This window comes from Azotobacter beijerinckii, assembly GCF_900110885.1.
GTDB classification, from domain to species: domain Bacteria; phylum Pseudomonadota; class Gammaproteobacteria; order Pseudomonadales; family Pseudomonadaceae; genus Azotobacter; species Azotobacter beijerinckii.
This window is the reverse complement of the sequence record NZ_FOFJ01000010.1, coordinates 1-17,475: the sequence shown is the minus strand read 5'-3', so window position 1 is coordinate 17,475 and position 17,475 is coordinate 1. Positions and strand designations below refer to the sequence as shown.

Here is a 17,475-nt window from a genome sequence, read left to right as displayed (position 1 = left end):
ACACTGCTTTCACCTGCACGGCAAGGGCGCACAAGGGCGGATGGTATTTCGCAAGACGGTGTCGAGCAGCCAGATCGACGTGACAGCGCTCATGGCGATGGTCTCCGGAAAAAACAATCCCCGCTCAGCGTAACCGCTTCGCGGGGATCGGGCTGATCCATCTCATTAGGCCCGGCGTGAAAGCCGAGCCCTGGAACCTGCGGACCGATCAGTCAGTCGCGGTAGCTGTAGGCGTTGCGGTAGGTGCTCTTGTCAGCCACCGCCATGTCGCTGGTGCGGAAGGCGCGGCGGCCGCGAACGTCGACCTCTTCGCCAATCGCCAGCTCTTCGCTGGAGCGCACGATCTTCTCGTGGCCGTCAGCGATGCGGACCTTGTAGGCGCGCTCGCTGAGCCCGGTGGTCTCCTGGGCAGTGCCACCGAACAGGGCGCCGACGCCGGCACCGATCAGAGCGCCGATGGGGCCGCCGACGCCGCCGATCATCATCCCGGTCATGCTGCCGGTCGACTTGCCGGTGGTTTGAACTTTGACTTCCTCGAGCACTTCAGCGGCGTTAGCAGCGCCGGCGGCCAGCAGGGTAACGGTCAGAGCCAGGGTACCGAGCTTTTTCATGGCGAATCCTCCGAGGAAACCTTTGTGCGAATCGTTGGGGACCGAGCGAAGCGTCGAGCGCTTCAGGGTGCGTCCCTTCGTTGAGGCAGAAATTAACAGCTCCATTGATCCAAGTCAATAAAAACCTCATTTTTTACTGTATATCGACGCATTTAAAGACAAAAAGTATCAATTACACCGGAGATCGCTTCTTATCGGAACGCTAATCCATTGATTTTGTGTGGAAATAAAAACTCGTGATTGGCAAGACCGTTCTGTCGCGAGGATGGCCACCCTAACGAGGTCGCTCTGTAACCCATGGCTCTTGGGACTCGCCTCCGCAACGCCCTTCCCCAGCCAGTTCGACCCGGCCAAGATGACCCTCGACTGTCGCCACCTGAGCTTCGTCGACTACTCGGCCATCGCCACGTTGAAGACCTGCGTGAACGGTCCGGGTTGGCCCGGCTGCCGAAGTCGGCGGCGCTGGCCACCGGCTTCCAGCTCATCGCGTAGAGGTCGGAGACCTGCACCTCGTGGCCCGCGCCGTTCTCCTGCCAATCCAGCCGGTCGTAACGCAAGGACGGACGAGTTCGTCCCTACAGCGCGGCTCAGATGCTCATTCGATTTAGCGGCGTCTCGGTCGCCACCAGGATCAGCGGAATCGGCCCTTTGCACACTGCCTTCTGCAGTTTGCCCACCACTTTGAGGCTCAGGCTGCTCTGCGCCTGGATGCAGCAGGCCAGCACGGTGCCGTGCTCCTGCTCGTCGGCACTGACGTGCTGGCGACTCATGGTCCGGGTCTGCGTATAGCTGCCCCCGGTGACCCGTACCTTGCACACCCCGCAGCCGCCGCCACGGCAACCAACCGGGATGCCCTTGCGGCCGAGCCTGGCCATACCGTTGAGCACCGTTTCCTGCTCGTCGCAGGCGTAGCGCTCGCCGGTGTCCTCGATATGGATCTCATGCTTCATGCGGCGCCCTCCCCGGCTGCGGCGCGGGCACGCGCGGCCACTTCCTCGGCGCGCAGCACGCTGGCCGGCGCGCCGCCTATGGACCACGCCTCCGGCGGCACTCGGTGGCAGCGTCCGCACACCGGCTCGCGGCGCACGCCGAGCACCTCCACCAGCAGATCGCCGAAGGCCCCGGTGGCGCCCACCACCACAGCCAGTTCCTTGTGCTCACTCATGCTCGGTTCCCCTCGCTATCCGTTCGCCGCACCGGCAGGAACGGAGTCGGCCGCGACTGCATGACCCCCAACACGGTCGACCCGCTCCTTGCCCCCGGCGACTCAGGCGCTCTTCAGCAGACCGCGCTCCTTGGCCATGGTCATCGCAGTGTCGAGGATCATGTCCTCCTGGCCGCCGATCATCTTCTTGCGGCCCAGCTCGACCAGGATGTCGCGCGCCGGCACGCCGAAGCGCTCGGAAGCACGCTTGGAGTGCAGCAGGAAGGTCGAGTAGACGCCGGCGTAGCCCAAGGTCAGCGACTCGCGGTCGACGCGCACCACGTGTTCCATCATCGGCACGATGATGTCCTCGGCGACGTCCATCAGCTTGAACAGGTCGACGCCGGTCTCGATGCCCATGCGCTCGCACACCGCGGCGAACACCTCCAGCGGGGTGTTGCCGGCGCCGGCGCCGAGGCCCGCCGCCGAGCCGTCGATGCAGCTGGCGCCGGCCTCGATGGCGGCGATGGAGTTGGCGATGCCCATGCCCAGGTTGTGGTGGCCGTGGAAGCCGATCTCGGTTTCCGGGTTGAGCACCTCGCGCAGGGCGCCGATGCGCGCCTTGACGTCCTCGGGCAGCATGAAGCCGGCCGAGTCGGTGACGTACACGGTCTGCGCGCCGTAGGACTCCATCAGCTTGCCCTGCCTGGCGATGCCGGCGGCGTCGTTGAGGTGGGCCATCATCAGAAAGCCCGAGGTGTCCATGCCCAGCTTGCGGGCGAAGGCGATGTGCTGCGGCGAGGTGTCCGCCTCGGTGCAGTGTGTGGCGACGTGCACGCTGCGCGCGCCGCAGTCGTAGGCCGACTGCAGTTCCTTCATAGTGCCCAGCCCCGGAATCAGCAGCACCGAGACCTTGGCCTGCTTCATCTGCGCGGCGACGGCGCTGATGTACTCCTCGTTGCTGTGCGGGGCGAAGCCGTGCTGCAGCGAGTTGCCGCCCAGGCCCGCGCCGTGGGTGACCTGGATGTAGGGCACGCCGGCGGCGTCGAGGGCGCTGGCGACCTTGACCATCTGCTCGACGCTGATCTGCTCGCGCTTGGCGTGCATGCCGTCGCGCAGGCACATGTCGTGGAGGATGACCTTGCGGCCTTTCAGACTATTGGACTGGCTCATCACGCAACCTCCGGGGCTGGCAGCTGGATCGTTCCTTTGATGATCTCCTCGGCGAACATCTCGGCGGTACGGGTGGCCGCCGCGGTCATGATGTTGAGGTTGCCGGCGTAGGTCGGCAGGTAGTCGCCGAGGCCGGCCACTTCCATGAACACCGTGACCTTGTTGCCGTCGAACAGCGGCCCGTTGACCAGCCGGTAACCCGGCACGTACTTCTGCACCTCGCCGATCATCTCCAGGATCGAGGCGGTGATCCTGTCCTGGTCCGGCTCGTCGTCGGTCAGGCAGTAGATGGTGTTGCGCATGATCATCGGCGGCTCGGCCGGGTTGATGATCGCCAGCGCCTTGCCCTTGCGCGCGCCGCCGACCTTCTCCAGCGCACTGGAGGTGGTGTAGGTGAATTCGTCGAGGTTGGCGCGGGTGCCCGGGCCGACCGACTTCGACGCCAGGCTGGCGACGATTTCGGCGTAGCCGACGCTCTGGATGCGCGACACCGCATGGACGACCGGGATGGTCGCCTGGCCGGCGCAGGAGATCATGTTGACGTTCATCTCCAGCTTCTCGGCGTGCTGACGCAGGTTCACCGGCGGCACGCACAGCGGGCCGATGGCCGCCGGGGTCAGGTCGATCATCAGCACGCCCAGCTCGTTGAGCTTGCGGCTGTTCTCGGCATGCACGTAGGCGCTGGTGGCGTCGAAGGCGATCTGGATGTTGTCTTCCAGCACGTGCGGCAGCAGGCCGTCCACGCCCTCGGCGGTGGTCTTCAGGCCCATCGCGCGGGCACGCGCCAGACCTTCGGATTCGGGGTCGATGCCGACCATCCACACCGGCTCCAGCACTTCACTGCGCTGGATCTTGTAGATCAGGTCGGTGCCGATGTTGCCCGAGCCGATCAGTGCGCAACGAATCTTCTTCATTGGCCCTGCTCCTGCAACGCGGCGCGTTGCGACTTGGTCAGACCGGCGACGTAGAACTCCTCGGTGCCGTGCTCGGTGATCAGGATGCGCACGGTTTCCGGGCTGCAATTCAGGCTCTCGGCGACCGCCTTGGTGACGGCAGCGGCGACGCGGTGCTTCTGCTCGACGGTGCGACCTTCGATCATGTGCATTTCGATGATGGGCATGGCTGTATTCCTTATTGTTGTGAAAGGGCCTGTTCACGATCTCGCGAGCTAGAGCCAGGCAAGGCGGAAGTGGTTGAGGAAGCGGAGTTTGCTTAATGCAAATGAGCATTCCGAAACCACTTCCAACGCCGCATGGCCGACGCGCAGCAGATCGTGGACTGGCGCTTATTCGATGAAGCGCATGGAAACGCTGCCCAGTTCCTGGAAGCGCGCGACGATGCTGTCGCCCGGCTTGACCGGGATGGCCTCGGTGATGCCGCCGCTCATGACGAAGCTGCCGGCCGGCAGGTTTTCGCCCAGCTCGGCGAGGATGTTCACCAGCATGGCGATGGCTTCGGCCGGATGACCGAGCACCGCGGCGGAGGCGCCCATGGTGACGATCTCGCCGTTCTTCTCCATGACCACGCCGAGGGTGCGCAGGTCGAGGTCCTCGACGTAGCGGGCACGGCCGCCGCCGACGAAACGCGCGGAGGAGCCGTTGTCGGCGATCACGCTGGCCAGGTCGAACTTGAAGCCGGAGAAGCGCGAATCGATGATTTCCACCGCCGGCAGCACGTAGTCGGTGGCCGCCAGCACGTCAGCCGCGGTGCAGCCCGGCCCCTGCAGGGTTTTCTTCATCACGAAGGCCACTTCGCACTCGACGCGCGGGTGCACCAGGTCGGAGGTGCTGATCGCCGAGTTTTCCGGGCGCGCCATGCGGTCGGTGAGGAAGCCAATCGACGGCACGCTGACGCCCATCTGCTGCATCTTCGCCTTGGAAGTCAGCCCGGCCTTCCAGCCGACCAGCTTGTGGCCCTTGGCGATGAAGCGGCGGCGCAGTTCGCTCTGCACGGCGTAGCCGTCGGCGATGGTCATGTCCGGGTATTCGTCGGTCAGCTTGGGGATCGCGTAGGCGCGGGTCTGCGCCCCTTCGACGCGCTCGCCCAGGCGCACGATGTCCTCGCGGGACAGGGTCAGGTTGCTGCTCATGCTGCGCTCCTCCCGGAGAATTTCACCCGGCAGCTACCGAGGCCGCCGACCGTGCACACCAGCTCGTCGCCATCGACCACCGGCACCAGCGCCGACTGCGAACCGGAGAGGATCACCTCGCCGGCCTTGAAGGGAATGCCCAGCTCGCCGAGGGTGTTGGCCAGCCAGGCCACCGCGTTGGCCGGCGAGCCCTGCACCGCCGCGCCGACGCCGGTGGAGAACAGCTCGCCGTTCTTCTCCAGCACCATGCCGGCCAGGCTCAGGTCGAGCTTGCGCGGGTCGCCCTTGGTCTTGCCCAGCACGTACACGCCGCAGGAGGCGTTGTCGGCCACGGTGTCCTGGATCTTGATCTGCCAGTCGGTGATGCGCGAATCGACGATCTCGAAGCACGGCAGCACGTAGTCGGTGGCGCGGATCACGTCCATCGCGGTGATGCCCGGCCCCTTGAGGTCGTGCTTGAGCACGAAGGCCAGCTCCGCCTCGGCCTTGGGCTGGATCAGCTCGCCGAGGTCGATGGTGTCGCCCTCCTGGTAGACCATGCCCGAGGTGAGGATGCCGAAGTCCGGCTGGTACACGCCGAGAAAATCCTGCACCGGCTTGCTGGTGGCGCCGATCTTCTTGCCGACCACCGTCTCGCCAGCCTCAAGGCGGCGCGCGACGAAGCGCTGCTGGATGCGGTAGGCGTCCTCGATGGTGATCTCCGGCTCGCGGCTCAGCAGCGGCGGCACCGCACGGCGGGCGACGAAGGCCTCGTACAGCTCGTCGCCGTATTGCTCGATCTTGTTGTTGTCCATGTCTGTGTCCCGTGGGGGCGAATGCAATCGAATGTCTGGGCCGGCTCTTGTAGGGCGAATTCATTCGCCTTTTACGTACCTCATTGGCGAATGAATTCGCCCCTACAGGTCCGCGGCGCGGCTTACAGCTTCACGCAGACGTTGCGCGTCTCGGTGTAGAACTCCAGCGAATGCACCCCGCCCTCGCGGCCGATGCCGGACTGCTTGGAGCCGCCGAACGGAGTGCGCAGGTCGCGCAGGAACCAGCTGTTGATCCAGGTGATGCCCACCTCGACGCGCGCCGCCATGCGGTGGGCGCGGGCCAGGTCGTTGGTCCAGATGGTGGTGGACAGGCCGTAGACGTTGTCGTTGGCCAGCGCGACCACTTCGCTCTCGCTGTCGAACGGACGGATGTGGCAGCACGGGCCGAAGATCTCCTCGCGCACCACCGCCGCGTCGTCGGACAGGCCGGTCCAGATGGTCGGCTGCACCCAGGAACCCTCGGCCAGCTCGCCGGGCATCTCCGGCACGCCGCCGCCGGTAACCACGGTGGCGCCCTCTTCCACCGCCTTGCGGTAGTACGACAGCACTTTGTCGCGGTGCTCCTGGCTGATCAGCGGACCATAGTTGGCGTTGTGATCGTCCGGGCGGCCGAACTTGACGGCCTCGGCCTTGACCTTCAGCGCCTGCACGAAGCGCTCGAAGATCGGCCGCTCGACGTAGACGCGCTCGGTGCCCAGGCACACCTGCCCGGAGTTGAGGAAGGCGGAGCGGAAGATGCCGTCCACCGCCGCGTCGAAATCGGCGTCGGCGAACACGATGCCGGCGTTCTTGCCGCCCAGCTCGAAGGACACGTCGCGCATGCCTTCCGAGGCGGCCTTCATGATCGCCGCGCCGGTGCGGGTCTCGCCGGTGAAGGTGATGGCGTTGACGCCCGGATGCTGGGTGATGAACTCGCCGGCCGAATCCGGACCAAAGCCGTGCACCACGTTGTACACGCCCTTCGGAATGCCCACGGCGTTCATCACCTCGCCGAGCAGCGCGGCGGTCTGCGGCGACTCCTCGGACGGCTTGACGATAACGGTGTTGCCGCAGGCCAGCGCCGGGCCGACCTTCCAGGTCATCAGCATGAACGGCGCGTTCCACGGGCAGATCACGCCGACCACGCCCTTGGGCACGCGCATCGAATAGTTGAGCGCGCCGCGGCCGTCCGGGGTGGCCATCTGGAAGGATTCGCTGGCGACGTTCTTGATCACGTCGGCGAACACCTTGAAGTTGGCCGCGCCGCGCGGGATGAACACGTGCTTCATCACGTGCGAGGGCTGGCCGGTGTCGGCCATCTCGGCTTCGACGAAGTCGTCGAAGCGACGGGTGATCTCGTTGGCCACGCCGTACAGCAGCTCGACGCGCTGCTCGGTACTCAACCCGCCCCACTCGCCGTTGAGCGCGCCACGCGCAGCCTTGACCGCCGCATCCACCTCGGGGCGACCGGCCTCGGAAATGGAGGCGATCACGCGGTTATCGAGCGGCGAACGCTTGTCGAAACGCTTGCCGCTGGCGGCGGCGACGTACTCGCCGGCGATGAAGTTCTCAATCTTGCGCATGGTCACTCCGCGTTGTTGTTCTGGGGGTGGCCAGCCGGTGCGACCGGGGTGGTGGTCGGAGGGGCTGGGCCTTGGGAGTGAGGATAGGGATGGGGAGCTATACCGGCTAATACTTTGTTTCTTTTGCATCAATACCTACAGGGTATTTTATCGAGCAATCAACCTCTGCCCCCCGTTGGACCGCTCAAAATCGGGGGTTCTGCATCTGGCACCAAATTGGTGCCACCGTCGTCGAGACAAGGAGAGGTCCAACGTGCACCTGCAAAACCGAGTTTCTCCCCTTGGCCAGTTGCATGCCATCATTAAAAAGGGCCGCTGGATGAGCAATCTGGGGCGTCTGCACGACGCAGACATCAAACTCATCCGGGCAGTACGAGCACCCGCTCTGGATCAACTGCGAACTGCCCTTCAAGGGGCGCAAGCGCGAACTCTGGAGATGGCCATTGCACGCCACCAGCCACAAGCAGAGGTACTGCTGCACTCGGATCGCGGCAGTCAAAACTGCGCGTACGACTACCAAGCCTTGCTTTGGCGGCATCGCATTGTGCCCAGCAACCAGCTCCGGAACAGACCATATACCATCCAGCCAGCCCGACAACGATGGCGAGCAGCCGGGATTCAGCCTTCATTCCGGCTGCCATACATTCTCCTGCGACTTACCTACCCCATCGCCAGGAAGTGATTGGCCTCCTCGTTGAGGCGCGAGAAACTCACTTCGGCACTACGTAGTGCCGAAGTGACGCCTCAAGGAAGCGTGCGTTCAGATACTCCGGGCTGAGCTGTCCAGCTTCGTAAAGCTGGTTGAAGAGCAACTCATCCAGTAACACAAGATCTGGGCTCACTGGCACTGCGAGAAATTTCGCTTCGTACAGTGCCCAGTTCGAGTCGGGGAGGATGAATTTTCCACCAGTTGTTGAGTAAGGCACCCAGACGGTGTCTTGCAGCACCAAGCGACCCCGAATGAAGATCTGCGTGAGGGCCATTGTCACAACCTGCCGTGCCATAGCATGAGCATTCCCCGCCCCCCTGAATATACGGACAGTATCATGAATCTGATCCACTTCATCTTCTTCAAGCTCTGCCTGGGATGGCATCCAAGATGACGGTTCCATTATTGAGCCGTAATAAGGTCTTGCTCTGGCGGTACAGTAGGCCCGCGCTGCCAACATGACGAAATATTCCGTGATGATGACCTGGCGGTCTATGCTCCCCTGGCTCCGAAGGAGGTCTATCTGTTCCTGATAGAGGTCTTCGGTGGATTTGATCATGCCCTGCTCGGCGGGCTGATCCCACAATCTGGCTACCACGAACGCGTCTTTAGGAGCCCTTTGCAGAGACTCACCAGTCAGCTTGTTGATGACCGTTATGAGATTCTCACCGCACAGCCATTCCGCTAGGTGCTTCTGAGGGATCACGTGTTGGTTGACGGTGATCTGGTTTGGGTTATTCAGGAAAACCCTGAAAAAGACTTCGCCATGCGGGTGAAACAATCCCGTCCCATTGCGCGAGTATCCCGATGAAGCTGTCTTTCTCCACCGATGCCGAGTGATCTTGCCCAGCAGTCGTGGACACGGCTTTAAGCATCTCCCCTTTCAAAGGCTTGGCGTAGCCTCTCCCGACAATAGATCGGGAGAGCAAGATCAATCAATTACATACCAAGACCGACAGCCAAAAGGGCTTCACTTCGTGGCGCCAAGAAAAGCATAAATCCGATACAACATATTAAAACCAGCGCATCGACCAGCAGACATCTGATACGGGAAACCCAGAACAGAGAAGAGTAAAACAACCAAAATCCAGGTGAAACCTGATTACTCCACATAGCGCACTCCAAATTTCTCATATAAAAATCAACAATTAAATCTCGCCACCGGCAGAAGAAAAAAGAGCAGCGCCTGAACTGGCGACCCTACTCTCACACTGTGCATGCCCTGCTACTGTCCAACGGCAAAAGCCTGGGAGGGCAGCGGTTTGCCGAAGCGATAGACCGTCGCGCAGCACAACAGCAGTCCACCCACTGCCAGTAGTCCGCCAACGACGCCGACATTCGCCAGCCCCAACTGGCTGCTCACCACGCCGCCGAGCAAGGCTCCGCCGCCGATGCCGATGTTGTAGATGCCCGAATGGAGGGCCATCGCCACATCGGTGGCGTCCGGAGCCAAGGCCATGACCTTGGACTGCTGTACCATCCCGAAGCACATGATGGCGATCCCCCATGCCAGGCTCAGCGCGCCGAGCGCCCAGGCGTCCTGGGTCAGAGGCAACAGCAGCAGCATGCACAGCGCCATGGCGGAGACTGCCGTGACCAGCAAGCCGTTCGGGGTCCTATTGTAGAAACAGCTGAACACCAGGGAACCGATGATGCCGGCACCGCCGAAGAGCAGCAGCAGGATCGTCGTCCCCTCGCCGGTCAGATGCCCGACGGTCTCGGCAAAAGGCTCGATATAGCTGTAGGCCGTGAAATGCGCGGTGATCGCCACGGCGGTCAGCGCGTAGCACGCCACCAGTGCCGGGCGCTTGAACAGCACCGGCAGGCTGCGGAGCGAACCCGAGTTCTGGCTGGGCAGCGATGGCAGCGTCCTGGCCAGACACACCAGGACCAGCATGGCGACCGCTGCAATCGCCGCGAATGTCGTGCGCCAGCCGAGCATCTCGCCCACCACGCGCCCCAGCGGGATGCCCAGCACCATGGCCAGAGAGGTGCCGGTTGCCAGCAGGCCAAGGGCTTGCGTCTGTTTGCCCGCTGGAGCCACACGCACGACCAGGGAGGCAGTGATCGACCAGAACACGGCGTGCGCAAGGGCAATGCCGATCCGGCCCAGCAGCAGGACACCGAAGCTGGAAGCCACAGCCGAAAGAACATGGCTGGCAATGAACAAGACGAACACAAATATCAATAGCTTGCGCCGGTCGATATTGCGCGTCAGCAGCATCATCGGCAGCGACATGAGGGTAACCACCCAGGCATAGATCGTCAGCATCAGGCCGACCCGGTCGGTCGACAGGTCGAAACTGCCGCCAATGGCGCTCAGCAAGGCAACGGGAACGAACTCGGTCGTGTTGAAAATGAAGCCTGCCAGGGCCAGTGCAACCACACTCAGCCAACTGCTGGCGGAGGCATTCGATGGAGTGTTCATTTAACGACGTGCACCTTCAAAAGGGAGGCGACAGGGGCCGTCCGCCGGGCATGGGAAGCACACACCAAGCGCCTGCTCGCAAAATAGGGACACGCACCCATACCCAAAACGCAGACACGCCAAAGCCCGCCGCCCACGGCTTGAAGCCAGGGCGCAGCGGCATAGCGCGCAGTTAGGAGACTTATTATGGGTATGGGGGAGACAGCCAGACGGCTCGAATTCTAGGGTGCGCCGGCCTGCACCACAACAGGCCTGTCAGGGCCGTTTTCTAGTACCTGACAGCCGGCATCTCGATGGGCCTAACGTCGCCCCCCTTTCAAGGTCTTTTGCCTTTCGAGGCCTTGATGAGGCGCTCGGTGAGACATGGGTGCGAGCCGTCGCGGCATCGCCCCAGGCCTTGGGCTCGTCCACCTTGGTGGCCGCGCTTGCTGGTGGCCACCTGACTGGGCAAGATCACTGCCTGTTTTATTCAACGACACAGAAAGCGATCATCGGCTTTGGCGTTCCCGGCAGAGCTGCTGTATAGCAGGCGGAAACCCATCAAGCCCGGCCGGGCCTATCGAGAGGAAGGAGTGCCAGTGAATGGCCGTAGAAATACTGTATCGCAGCAGTCGAGACCCGGAGAAACTGTTCATGGATCGCGCTGAGGCAGATGCCCACGACCGGATGCTGGAGCTGGCCGAGAGTGTGCAGGCCGTCATCCTGAAGGCAGTTCCGAGCATCAGCGAAGAGCAAGCCGAAGAACTGAGCATCTACATGGCAAAGAACCGCGATGTCTTCGCCAAAGCATTCAGTAAGAAACCGGATGCCCTGAACGCCCTGATCACCGGCATCGATGCCGGTAAAGAAGGCGACGACAACGCCCAGGATTGACCTCCTCGCCGCCCTGAAGAATGGGGGGTTCCCAGCACTGGAGGCGCTCCGCGGGTACTGAGCGCGCAGCAGAAACGGGAGATGCGCCCCCGATGCCGCCGCGTGAGTTCGCCATCTTCGCGCGCTGCGCTTTCGGTCTGCCATACATCGACAACGTGACAGTGCCACTCAGCGCGCCGTCGCCACCGCCAGCGCCTGTTCCAGATCGGCGATCAGGGAGGCGCTGTCGTCCAGACCGACATGCAGGCGCACCACGCTGCGCGAAGCCGTGGGCAAGGCGCCGCGTCCGCTCAGCTCGGCGAGGACCGCCAGGCTTTCGTAGCCGCCCCAGGAGGCGCCGATGCCGAACAGGCGCAGCGCATCGACGAAGCGCGCAGCCAGCGCCGGATCGTCCCGGGCGAATTCGAACGACAGCAGCCCGTTGCTGCCGGTGAAATCGCGCCGCCAGAGCGCATGGCCGGGATGCTCGGGCAGGGCCGGGTGGTAGACGCGGCCGACGTCCGGGCGCGCCTGCAGCCAGCGGGCGATCTCCAGCGCCTGGCGTTCGTGCACCTCCAGGCGCGCCGCCAGCGTCCGCGCGCCGCGCAGCACCAGCCAGGCGTCGTCCGGGCTGACGGCGGCACCCTGGGCGCCGCCTATGTCGCGCACGCCAAGGCCGATGGCTACACCCTGCTGAACGCCTCGGTCGGCAACCTGGCGATAGCCCCGCAGCTGATCCCGGCGAAGTTCGACCCGTTCGCCGACTTCACCCCGCTGGCCAATATCGGCGAATCCCGCTCGGTCATTGCGGTCAATCCGAAGTTGCCGGTCACCAGCCTCAGCGAGCTGGTCGCCTACGCAAAAGCCAATCCCGGCAAGCTCACCTACGGCAGCTCCGGCGTCGGCACTCCAGGCCACATCTCGCTGGAGTACCTCAAGCTGCTGGCCGGCATCGACCTCGTCCATGTGCCTTACAAGGGCTCGGCACCGGCCCTGAGCGACGTCATTTCCGGCCACGTCGACCTGATCTCCGACCCACTGGCCAATGCTGCGGTGAAGAGCGGGCACCTGCGCGGGCTGGCCTATTTCGGCGCACCCGACGCCACCGACCTGCCCGGTGTCCCGTCCCTACTCGACACCTACCCGCAGTGGAACTTCTCCGGTGCCTTCCTGGCTGTCGCCCCGCGCGGCACTCCCGATGCGGTGGTGACCCGTCTGCGCGCAGCCTTCGACAAAGTGCTCGCCTCGGCGCCGGTGATCGCCCAGTTGCAGGCGATGGGGGTGTCCCCGCAGCGCCTGCCGCCGGAGGAGACCTCCCGGCTGATCCGCAAGACCCACGACGTCAGCGCCGAGATCATCGAGAAGGCGAACCTGAAGGCGCAGGCGCAATAGCTACCGGGCAAGGCGAGCGCGCCCGCCCCCACCCACAGGAGCCCCACCATGAGCGCCACCCATCGCGTCGAGTTCATCGGTTTTCTTTCCCATCGGGAAGCCAGCGAGGCCCGGCCGGGCGACGGTCCGCTGGTGAACAAGGCCTTTCTCGGCGCCTGTGCCCGTGCCCAGGAGCACGCCGGCTTCGACCGGGCGCTGATCGCTTACCACAGCACGGCCCCGGACGGCCTGCAGGTGGCTGCCCAGGCGGCCCAAGAAACTCGCCGCCTCGGCCTGCTGGTGGCGCGGTGGCGCACCGGCCAGGCGTGATCGCGCCGACGGTAGCGGCGCGCCAATTCGCCACCTTCGACCATTTCAGCGACGGACGCGCGGCAATCAACATCATCAGCGGCGGCGACGCAGCCGAACAGCGGCGCGACGGCGACTTTCTCGATCACGACGAGCGCTATGCGCGCACCGACGAGTACCTGGACGTCCTCAAGCACGCCTGGCGCAGCCGCGAGCCCTTCGATTTCGAGGGCCGTTACTATCGGGTCAAGGAGCATTTCGCCCAGGTGCAGCCGTTGCAGGCACACCTGCCGATCTATTTCAGCGGCTCTTCGCCGGCGGCCCTGAAGGTGGCCGGCCGGCACGCCGACGTGTTCATGATGCGGGGGGAGCCGCTGGCCGGCATCGCCGAGCAGATCGCTGCGGTTCGCGCCGCCGCCGCCCGCCATGGGCGCGCCGGCGCGGTGCGTTTCAGCCTCTCGGTGCGACCGATCCTCGGCGCCACCGAGGCCGAGGCCTGGGCGCGCGCCGAGCGCATCCGCGACGCGGTGCGCGCCCGCCTGGGCGGTGCCCGGCCGGCTGGCGGGATGCCGCAGAACACCGGCTCGCAGCGTCTGCTGGAGTTCGCCGCGCGTGGCGAGGTGCTCGACAGTTGCCTGTGGACCGGTATCACCGCGCTGACTGGCGCGTCCTCCGGTGCGGCGGCGAGCACCGGCATCGGCGGCAACTCCACCGCACTGGTAGGCACCCCGGAGCAGGTCGCCGACGCGCTTGTTGCCTATCACCGGCTCGGCGTCGACACCTTCCTGGTACGTGGCTTCGACCTGCTCGCCGATGCGCTGCAATACGGCAGCGAACTGCTCCCGCGGGTGCGCGGGAAGATCCCCGCCTCGATCCCGGCGGCGGCCTTGGCGCCGTTTTGAGCGGCGTTTGTCCGGGCACCCAATTCCCTTCCATTGTGGAAGTCATCCTTGGAGTCATGCATGTCGTATCGCAGTTGCAAATCCTTGCTCCGTCGCCCCCTGCGGCGTCTCCTCGCGTTTGGCGCCATCGCCCTGCTACCCCTGGGCGTCCAGGCCGGCGACTGGCCGAGCAGGCCGCTCAAGCTCATCGTGCCGTTCCCGCCGGGCGGCGCGGCGGACACGGTATGGCGTTTCTACGCGGAACGCCTGGCGAGCAGCCTGGGCCAACCCGTGGTGGTCGAGAACAAGCCCGGCGCCGGTACCGCGATCGCCGCCGAAGCGGCGGCCAGGGCCGTGCCGGACGGCTACACACTATCGCTGGCGCCGGCCGGCCAGCTCACCATCCTGCCGCACCTGGCCAAGGACCTGCGCTTCGACCCGCTCAAGGATTTCGCTCCGGTATCGGTGGTGGCCTCGGTGCCCTATGTGGTGGCGGCCAACGACACGCTGCCGGTAAACAGCCTGCAAGCGTTGACGGCCCATGCGCGGGCGAATCCGGGCAAGGTCAGCTATTCCTCCTGCGGCAGTGACACGCTGTGCCATCTGGCCGGCGCGCTGTACGGCAGCCTGACCGGCACCGAACTGCTGCATGTGCCCTACAAGGGCAGCGCGCCGGCAGTCGCCGCACTGCTCGGCGGCGAGGTGAACGTGGCCTTCGACACCCTGACCGTGCTGGCGCCGCAGATCAGGGCCGGCAAGGCGAAGGGGCTGGCGATCACCAGCGCGAAGCGCTCGCCGGCTCTGCCGGACGTACCGACCGCCGCCGAGGCGGGCCTGCCGGGCTACGAGGTGTCCTCCTGGTTCGGCATCGTGGTGCCGGTGGCCACGCCCGCCCCCGTGGTGGAGCGCCTTGGCCGGGAGCTTGCCGAAATCGCCAGTCAGCCGGCGACCCGTGCGAGGTTCGCCGAGCAGGGCCTGGACGTGGAAAGCACCACGCCCGAGGCATTCGCCAGACTGATCCGCGAGGACAGTGCGAAGTGGGCCAAGATCGCCGCCGAGTCTGGGGCGAGGATCGAGTAGCCCGCGTCCGCCGCGGTATGGCTATGGCGTGGCGGAGCGCCAGCCGGCGCATCGATAGGGAAGGCGACAGCCTTGCTGGCACGACACCCCGAAGCGGGCCATCGCCCCGGGAGCCGTCCGATGAGTTACACCTCACTGCATTGGGGCGCCTACCGGCCGCTGGTCGAGAACGGCCGGCTGGTGGAAATGCGTCCGGTGCCCAGGGATCGCGACCCCTCGCCGATCGGCAGTTCTCTGCCCGGAGCGATCGACTCGCCCAGCCGCATCCGGCGTCCGGCGGGGCTTTCTCGAGCGGCCGGGACAAGACGGCAGCGGCCGGGGCCGCGAGCCTTTCGTGGAAGTCGACTGGGAGACTGCACTGGATCTGGTCGCCGCCGAGTTGCAGCGGGTCCGCCGGGACTACGGCAACCGGGCGATCTTCGGCGGCAGCTACGGCTGGAGCAGCGCGGGCCGCTTCCACCATGCGCAAAGCCAGCTGCATCGCTTCCTCAACGGCTTCGGCGGCTACGTCTCCAGCCGCGACAGCTACAGCCTGGGCGCCGGGCGCGTGCTGATGCCGCACATCGCCGGCGACATGGACTGGCTGCTCGCGCAGCACACCTCCTGGGACAACCTGGCCGAGCATTGCCAGTTGTTCGTCGCCTTCGGCGGCCTGCCGCTGAAGAATGCCCAGGTCAGTCCGGGCGGTGCCAGCGATCACCTGCTGCGCGAGGCCATCGGCAAGCTGTCGCGGGCCGGCGTCCGTTTCGTCAACGTCGGCCCGCTGCGCAGCGACCTGGAGGGGGCGACCGACTGCGAGTGGTGGCCCCTGCGGCCGGGCAGCGACACCGCGCTGATGCTGGCGCTGGCCTATGTGCTGGTCGACGAGGGCCTGCAGGACGAGGCCTTCCTGGCGCGCTACACGGTGGGCTTCGAACGCTTTCGCGACTATCTGCTGGGGCATTCCGACGGCCAGCCGAAGGACCCGCACTGGGCGTCCGCGCGCACCGACATCCCCGCGCCGCGCATCGTCGAACTGGCCCGGCGCATGGCCGCCAGCCGCACCATGATCAACGTCGCCTACGCCCTGCAGCGCGCCGTGCACGGCGAGCAGCCGTTCTGGATGACCGTGACGCTGGCGGCCTTGCTGGGCCAGATCGGCCTGCCCGGCGGCGGTTTCGGCCTGGGTTATGGCGCGATGAACAATACCGGCAGCGGGCGCAAGCCGTTTTCCGGTCCACGCCTGGATCAGGGCAGCAACCCGGTTCGCGATTTCATTCCCGTCGCGCGCATCGCCGACATGCTCCTGCAGCCGGGCGCGCCATTCGACTACGACGGTCAGCGCCACCACTACCCGGATATCCGACTGGTCTACTGGGCGGGCGGCAACGCCTTCCATCACCACCAGGACCTCAACCGCTTCGTCCGTGCCTGGCAGCGCCCGCAGACCATCGTGGTCCACGAGCAATACTGGACGGCCCAGGCCAAGTACGCCGACATCGTGCTGCCGGCGACCACGGTCCTGGAGCGCGACGACATCGGCAGCGCCAGCTCGGACCGTTTCATGGTGGCGATGAAGCGAGCCATCGCCCCCGTCGGCGAGGCGCGCCACGATTACCGCATCTTTCTCGATCTTGCCCGGCGCCTGGGCTTTGCCGAAGCCTTCGGCGAAGGGCGCGACGAAATGGACTGGCTGCGCCACACCTACGAGGGCTCGCGGCAGCGCGCCCGGGAGCAGGGCATCGAGCTGCCGGACTTCGACGACTTCTGGGCGGAGGGCTGTTTCGAGGTGCCCCGTCCGGCGGAGCAGACCGTCCTGCTCAAGGCCTTCCGCGACGATCCGCACGCCCATCCATTGGGCACGCCCTCCGGCAGGCTGGAACTCTACTCCGAACGCATCGCCGGCTTCGGTTATGCCGATTGTCCCGGCCACCCGGTCTGGTTCGAGCCGCCGGCGCCCCGCTATCCGCTGCACCTGATCTCCAACCAGCCGAAGACCCGCCTGCACAGCCAGTACGATCACGGTGCCTACAGCCGCGCCTCGAAGATCCGCGAACGCGAGCCCTTGATGCTCAACTCGCAGGATGCCGCCGCACGGGGTATCGCCGACGGCGACGTGGTGCGCGTGTTCAACGCGCACGGTGCGCTGCTGGCGGGAGCCAGGGCAATCGCGCTATGAGGCATCCGGGCCAAACAGCAGTTGGGTTCGGTACTGCGCATTGGTGCAAGCCCGCATGCGCCGCCTGCCAATGCTCAGTTGACTGCTGTCGTTCTGTCGTATCAGGTTCAGTGCCGCACGGCGTATCACGGCCAGGTTGCTGGCCGAGTGGTCCTTGCGACTGCGATTGGCATCCTCGCGAAACTGCACATCCAACACCCAGTGCTGGCTGTTCTCAATGGCCCAGTGGTCGCGCACCACGCCGGCAAAGCGTTCCAGGTCGCCGATCGAGCTCAGGAAATAGCGGCACTCGC

Annotated in this window: 16 protein-coding genes and 3 pseudogenes; 5 read left to right on the top strand and 14 right to left on the bottom strand. The window is 65.2% G+C overall.

Annotated elements, in window-relative coordinates; genetic code table 11:
* Positions 1–212: 212 nt before the first annotated feature.
* The 12 genes and pseudogenes from BMY22_RS07220 to BMY22_RS07160 all read right to left on the bottom strand — a co-directional run bounded on the left by BMY22_RS07220 (position 213) and on the right by BMY22_RS07160 (position 10,531).
* Entirely contained in the window at positions 213–611 is a 399-nt protein-coding gene (locus BMY22_RS07220) for a hypothetical protein (protein ID WP_090620757.1), read from the bottom strand.
* 428 nt (positions 612–1,039) lie between these two features.
* Positions 1,040–1,135, bottom strand: a pseudogene (locus tag BMY22_RS23700) (NAD(P)H-dependent oxidoreductase); the annotation flags it as partial.
* 63 nt (positions 1,136–1,198) lie between these two features.
* Positions 1,199–1,561: a 2Fe-2S iron-sulfur cluster binding domain-containing protein gene (locus BMY22_RS07210; protein WP_090620753.1), complete on the bottom strand. Its 363-nt coding sequence runs from the start codon at positions 1,559–1,561 to the stop codon at positions 1,199–1,201.
* Entirely contained in the window at positions 1,558–1,776 is a 219-nt protein-coding gene (locus tag BMY22_RS07205; RefSeq protein WP_175559786.1) for a tautomerase family protein, read from the bottom strand. The genes BMY22_RS07210 and BMY22_RS07205 overlap by 4 nt, the downstream gene beginning before the upstream one ends.
* A gap of 102 nt (positions 1,777–1,878) precedes the next feature.
* A complete protein-coding gene (dmpG, locus tag BMY22_RS07200) occupies positions 1,879–2,931 on the bottom strand; it encodes a 4-hydroxy-2-oxovalerate aldolase (protein ID WP_341865006.1) in 1,053 nt (350 codons plus the stop codon).
* Positions 2,928–3,842: an acetaldehyde dehydrogenase (acetylating) gene (locus BMY22_RS07195; protein ID WP_090620751.1), complete on the bottom strand. Its 915-nt coding sequence runs from the start codon at positions 3,840–3,842 to the stop codon at positions 2,928–2,930. Before BMY22_RS07195 ends, dmpG begins: the two co-directional genes overlap by 4 nt.
* Positions 3,839–4,048 carry a tautomerase family protein gene (locus BMY22_RS07190; RefSeq protein WP_090620749.1) on the bottom strand — a complete coding sequence of 70 codons (210 nt, stop codon included), beginning with the start codon at positions 4,046–4,048 and terminating at the stop codon, positions 3,839–3,841. The genes BMY22_RS07195 and BMY22_RS07190 overlap by 4 nt, the downstream gene beginning before the upstream one ends.
* A 165-nt stretch (positions 4,049–4,213) precedes the next feature.
* On the bottom strand, positions 4,214–5,017 hold the full coding sequence (dmpH, locus tag BMY22_RS07185; RefSeq protein ID WP_090620747.1) for a 2-oxo-3-hexenedioate decarboxylase: 804 nt from the start codon (positions 5,015–5,017) through the stop codon (positions 4,214–4,216).
* Complete coding sequence (gene dmpE / locus BMY22_RS07180; protein WP_090620746.1) at positions 5,014–5,811, bottom strand: 2-oxopent-4-enoate hydratase; 798 nt, start codon at positions 5,809–5,811, stop codon at positions 5,014–5,016. The genes dmpH and dmpE overlap by 4 nt, the downstream gene beginning before the upstream one ends.
* 122 nt (positions 5,812–5,933) lie before the next feature.
* Positions 5,934–7,394 carry a 2-hydroxymuconic semialdehyde dehydrogenase gene (locus BMY22_RS07175; protein ID WP_090620744.1) on the bottom strand — a complete coding sequence of 487 codons (1,461 nt, stop codon included), beginning with the start codon at positions 7,392–7,394 and terminating at the stop codon, positions 5,934–5,936.
* A 710-nt stretch (positions 7,395–8,104) separates the two neighbouring features.
* Positions 8,105–8,884: a hypothetical protein gene (locus tag BMY22_RS07165; protein ID WP_090620740.1), complete on the bottom strand. Its 780-nt coding sequence runs from the start codon at positions 8,882–8,884 to the stop codon at positions 8,105–8,107.
* A gap of 444 nt (positions 8,885–9,328) precedes the next feature.
* Positions 9,329–10,531, bottom strand: a complete 1,203-nt coding sequence (locus BMY22_RS07160) for a sugar transporter (RefSeq protein ID WP_090620738.1) — start codon at positions 10,529–10,531, stop codon at positions 9,329–9,331.
* 582 nt (positions 10,532–11,113) lie between these two features.
* On the opposite strand from BMY22_RS07160, the gene BMY22_RS07155 reads away from it, so the two are divergent.
* A complete protein-coding gene (locus BMY22_RS07155; protein WP_090620736.1) occupies positions 11,114–11,404 on the top strand; it encodes a YebG family protein in 291 nt (96 codons plus the stop codon).
* Positions 11,405–11,572: 168 nt separating this feature from the next.
* On the opposite strand, the gene BMY22_RS07150 is transcribed toward BMY22_RS07155, so the two are convergent.
* A complete protein-coding gene (locus BMY22_RS07150; RefSeq protein ID WP_425265963.1) occupies positions 11,573–11,995 on the bottom strand; it encodes a PLP-dependent transferase in 423 nt (140 codons plus the stop codon).
* Between BMY22_RS07150 and BMY22_RS07145 the strand changes: the two genes are divergently transcribed.
* From BMY22_RS07145 to BMY22_RS07130, 4 genes and pseudogenes are all read left to right on the top strand, one after another.
* Complete coding sequence (locus tag BMY22_RS07145) at positions 11,951–12,775, top strand: Bug family tripartite tricarboxylate transporter substrate binding protein (RefSeq protein WP_244158819.1); 825 nt, start codon at positions 11,951–11,953, stop codon at positions 12,773–12,775. The genes BMY22_RS07150 and BMY22_RS07145 overlap by 45 nt on opposite strands.
* Positions 12,776–12,823: 48 nt before the next feature.
* Positions 12,824–13,965: pseudogene (locus tag BMY22_RS07140) on the top strand (LLM class flavin-dependent oxidoreductase).
* Between the two features lie 60 nt (positions 13,966–14,025).
* A complete protein-coding gene (locus BMY22_RS07135) occupies positions 14,026–15,024 on the top strand; it encodes a Bug family tripartite tricarboxylate transporter substrate binding protein (RefSeq protein WP_090620735.1) in 999 nt (332 codons plus the stop codon).
* A gap of 120 nt (positions 15,025–15,144) precedes the next feature.
* Positions 15,145–17,161, top strand: a pseudogene (locus BMY22_RS07130) (molybdopterin-dependent oxidoreductase); the annotation flags it as partial.
* 15 nt (positions 17,162–17,176) lie between these two features.
* On the opposite strand, the gene BMY22_RS07125 reads toward BMY22_RS07130, so the two are convergent.
* Positions 17,177–17,475, bottom strand: a 299-nt coding sequence (locus tag BMY22_RS07125) for an ISAs1 family transposase (RefSeq protein WP_143068469.1), incomplete at its 5' end; no start/stop codon positions are given.

What these genes read in the sequence shown, in the direction of transcription:
- BMY22_RS07220 (WP_090620757.1), bottom strand. Translation starts at nt 611, where the DNA reads ATGAAAAAGCTCGGTACCCTGGCTCTGACCGTTACCCTGCTGGCCGCC.
- BMY22_RS07210 (WP_090620753.1), bottom strand. Translation starts at nt 1,561, where the DNA reads ATGAAGCATGAGATCCATATCGAGGACACCGGCGAGCGCTACGCCTGC.
- BMY22_RS07205 (WP_175559786.1), bottom strand. Translation starts at nt 1,776, where the DNA reads ATGAGTGAGCACAAGGAACTGGCTGTGGTGGTGGGCGCCACCGGGGCC.
- BMY22_RS07195 (WP_090620751.1), bottom strand. Translation starts at nt 3,842, where the DNA reads ATGAAGAAGATTCGTTGCGCACTGATCGGCTCGGGCAACATCGGCACC.
- BMY22_RS07190 (WP_090620749.1), bottom strand. Translation starts at nt 4,048, where the DNA reads ATGCCCATCATCGAAATGCACATGATCGAAGGTCGCACCGTCGAGCAG.
- dmpH (WP_090620747.1), bottom strand. Translation starts at nt 5,017, where the DNA reads ATGAGCAGCAACCTGACCCTGTCCCGCGAGGACATCGTGCGCCTGGGC.
- dmpE (WP_090620746.1), bottom strand. Translation starts at nt 5,811, where the DNA reads ATGGACAACAACAAGATCGAGCAATACGGCGACGAGCTGTACGAGGCC.
- BMY22_RS07175 (WP_090620744.1), bottom strand. Translation starts at nt 7,394, where the DNA reads ATGCGCAAGATTGAGAACTTCATCGCCGGCGAGTACGTCGCCGCCGCC.
- BMY22_RS07160 (WP_090620738.1), bottom strand. Translation starts at nt 10,531, where the DNA reads ATGAACACTCCATCGAATGCCTCCGCCAGCAGTTGGCTGAGTGTGGTT.
- BMY22_RS07155 (WP_090620736.1), top strand. Translation starts at nt 11,114, where the DNA reads ATGGCCGTAGAAATACTGTATCGCAGCAGTCGAGACCCGGAGAAACTG.
- BMY22_RS07135 (WP_090620735.1), top strand. Translation starts at nt 14,026, where the DNA reads ATGTCGTATCGCAGTTGCAAATCCTTGCTCCGTCGCCCCCTGCGGCGT.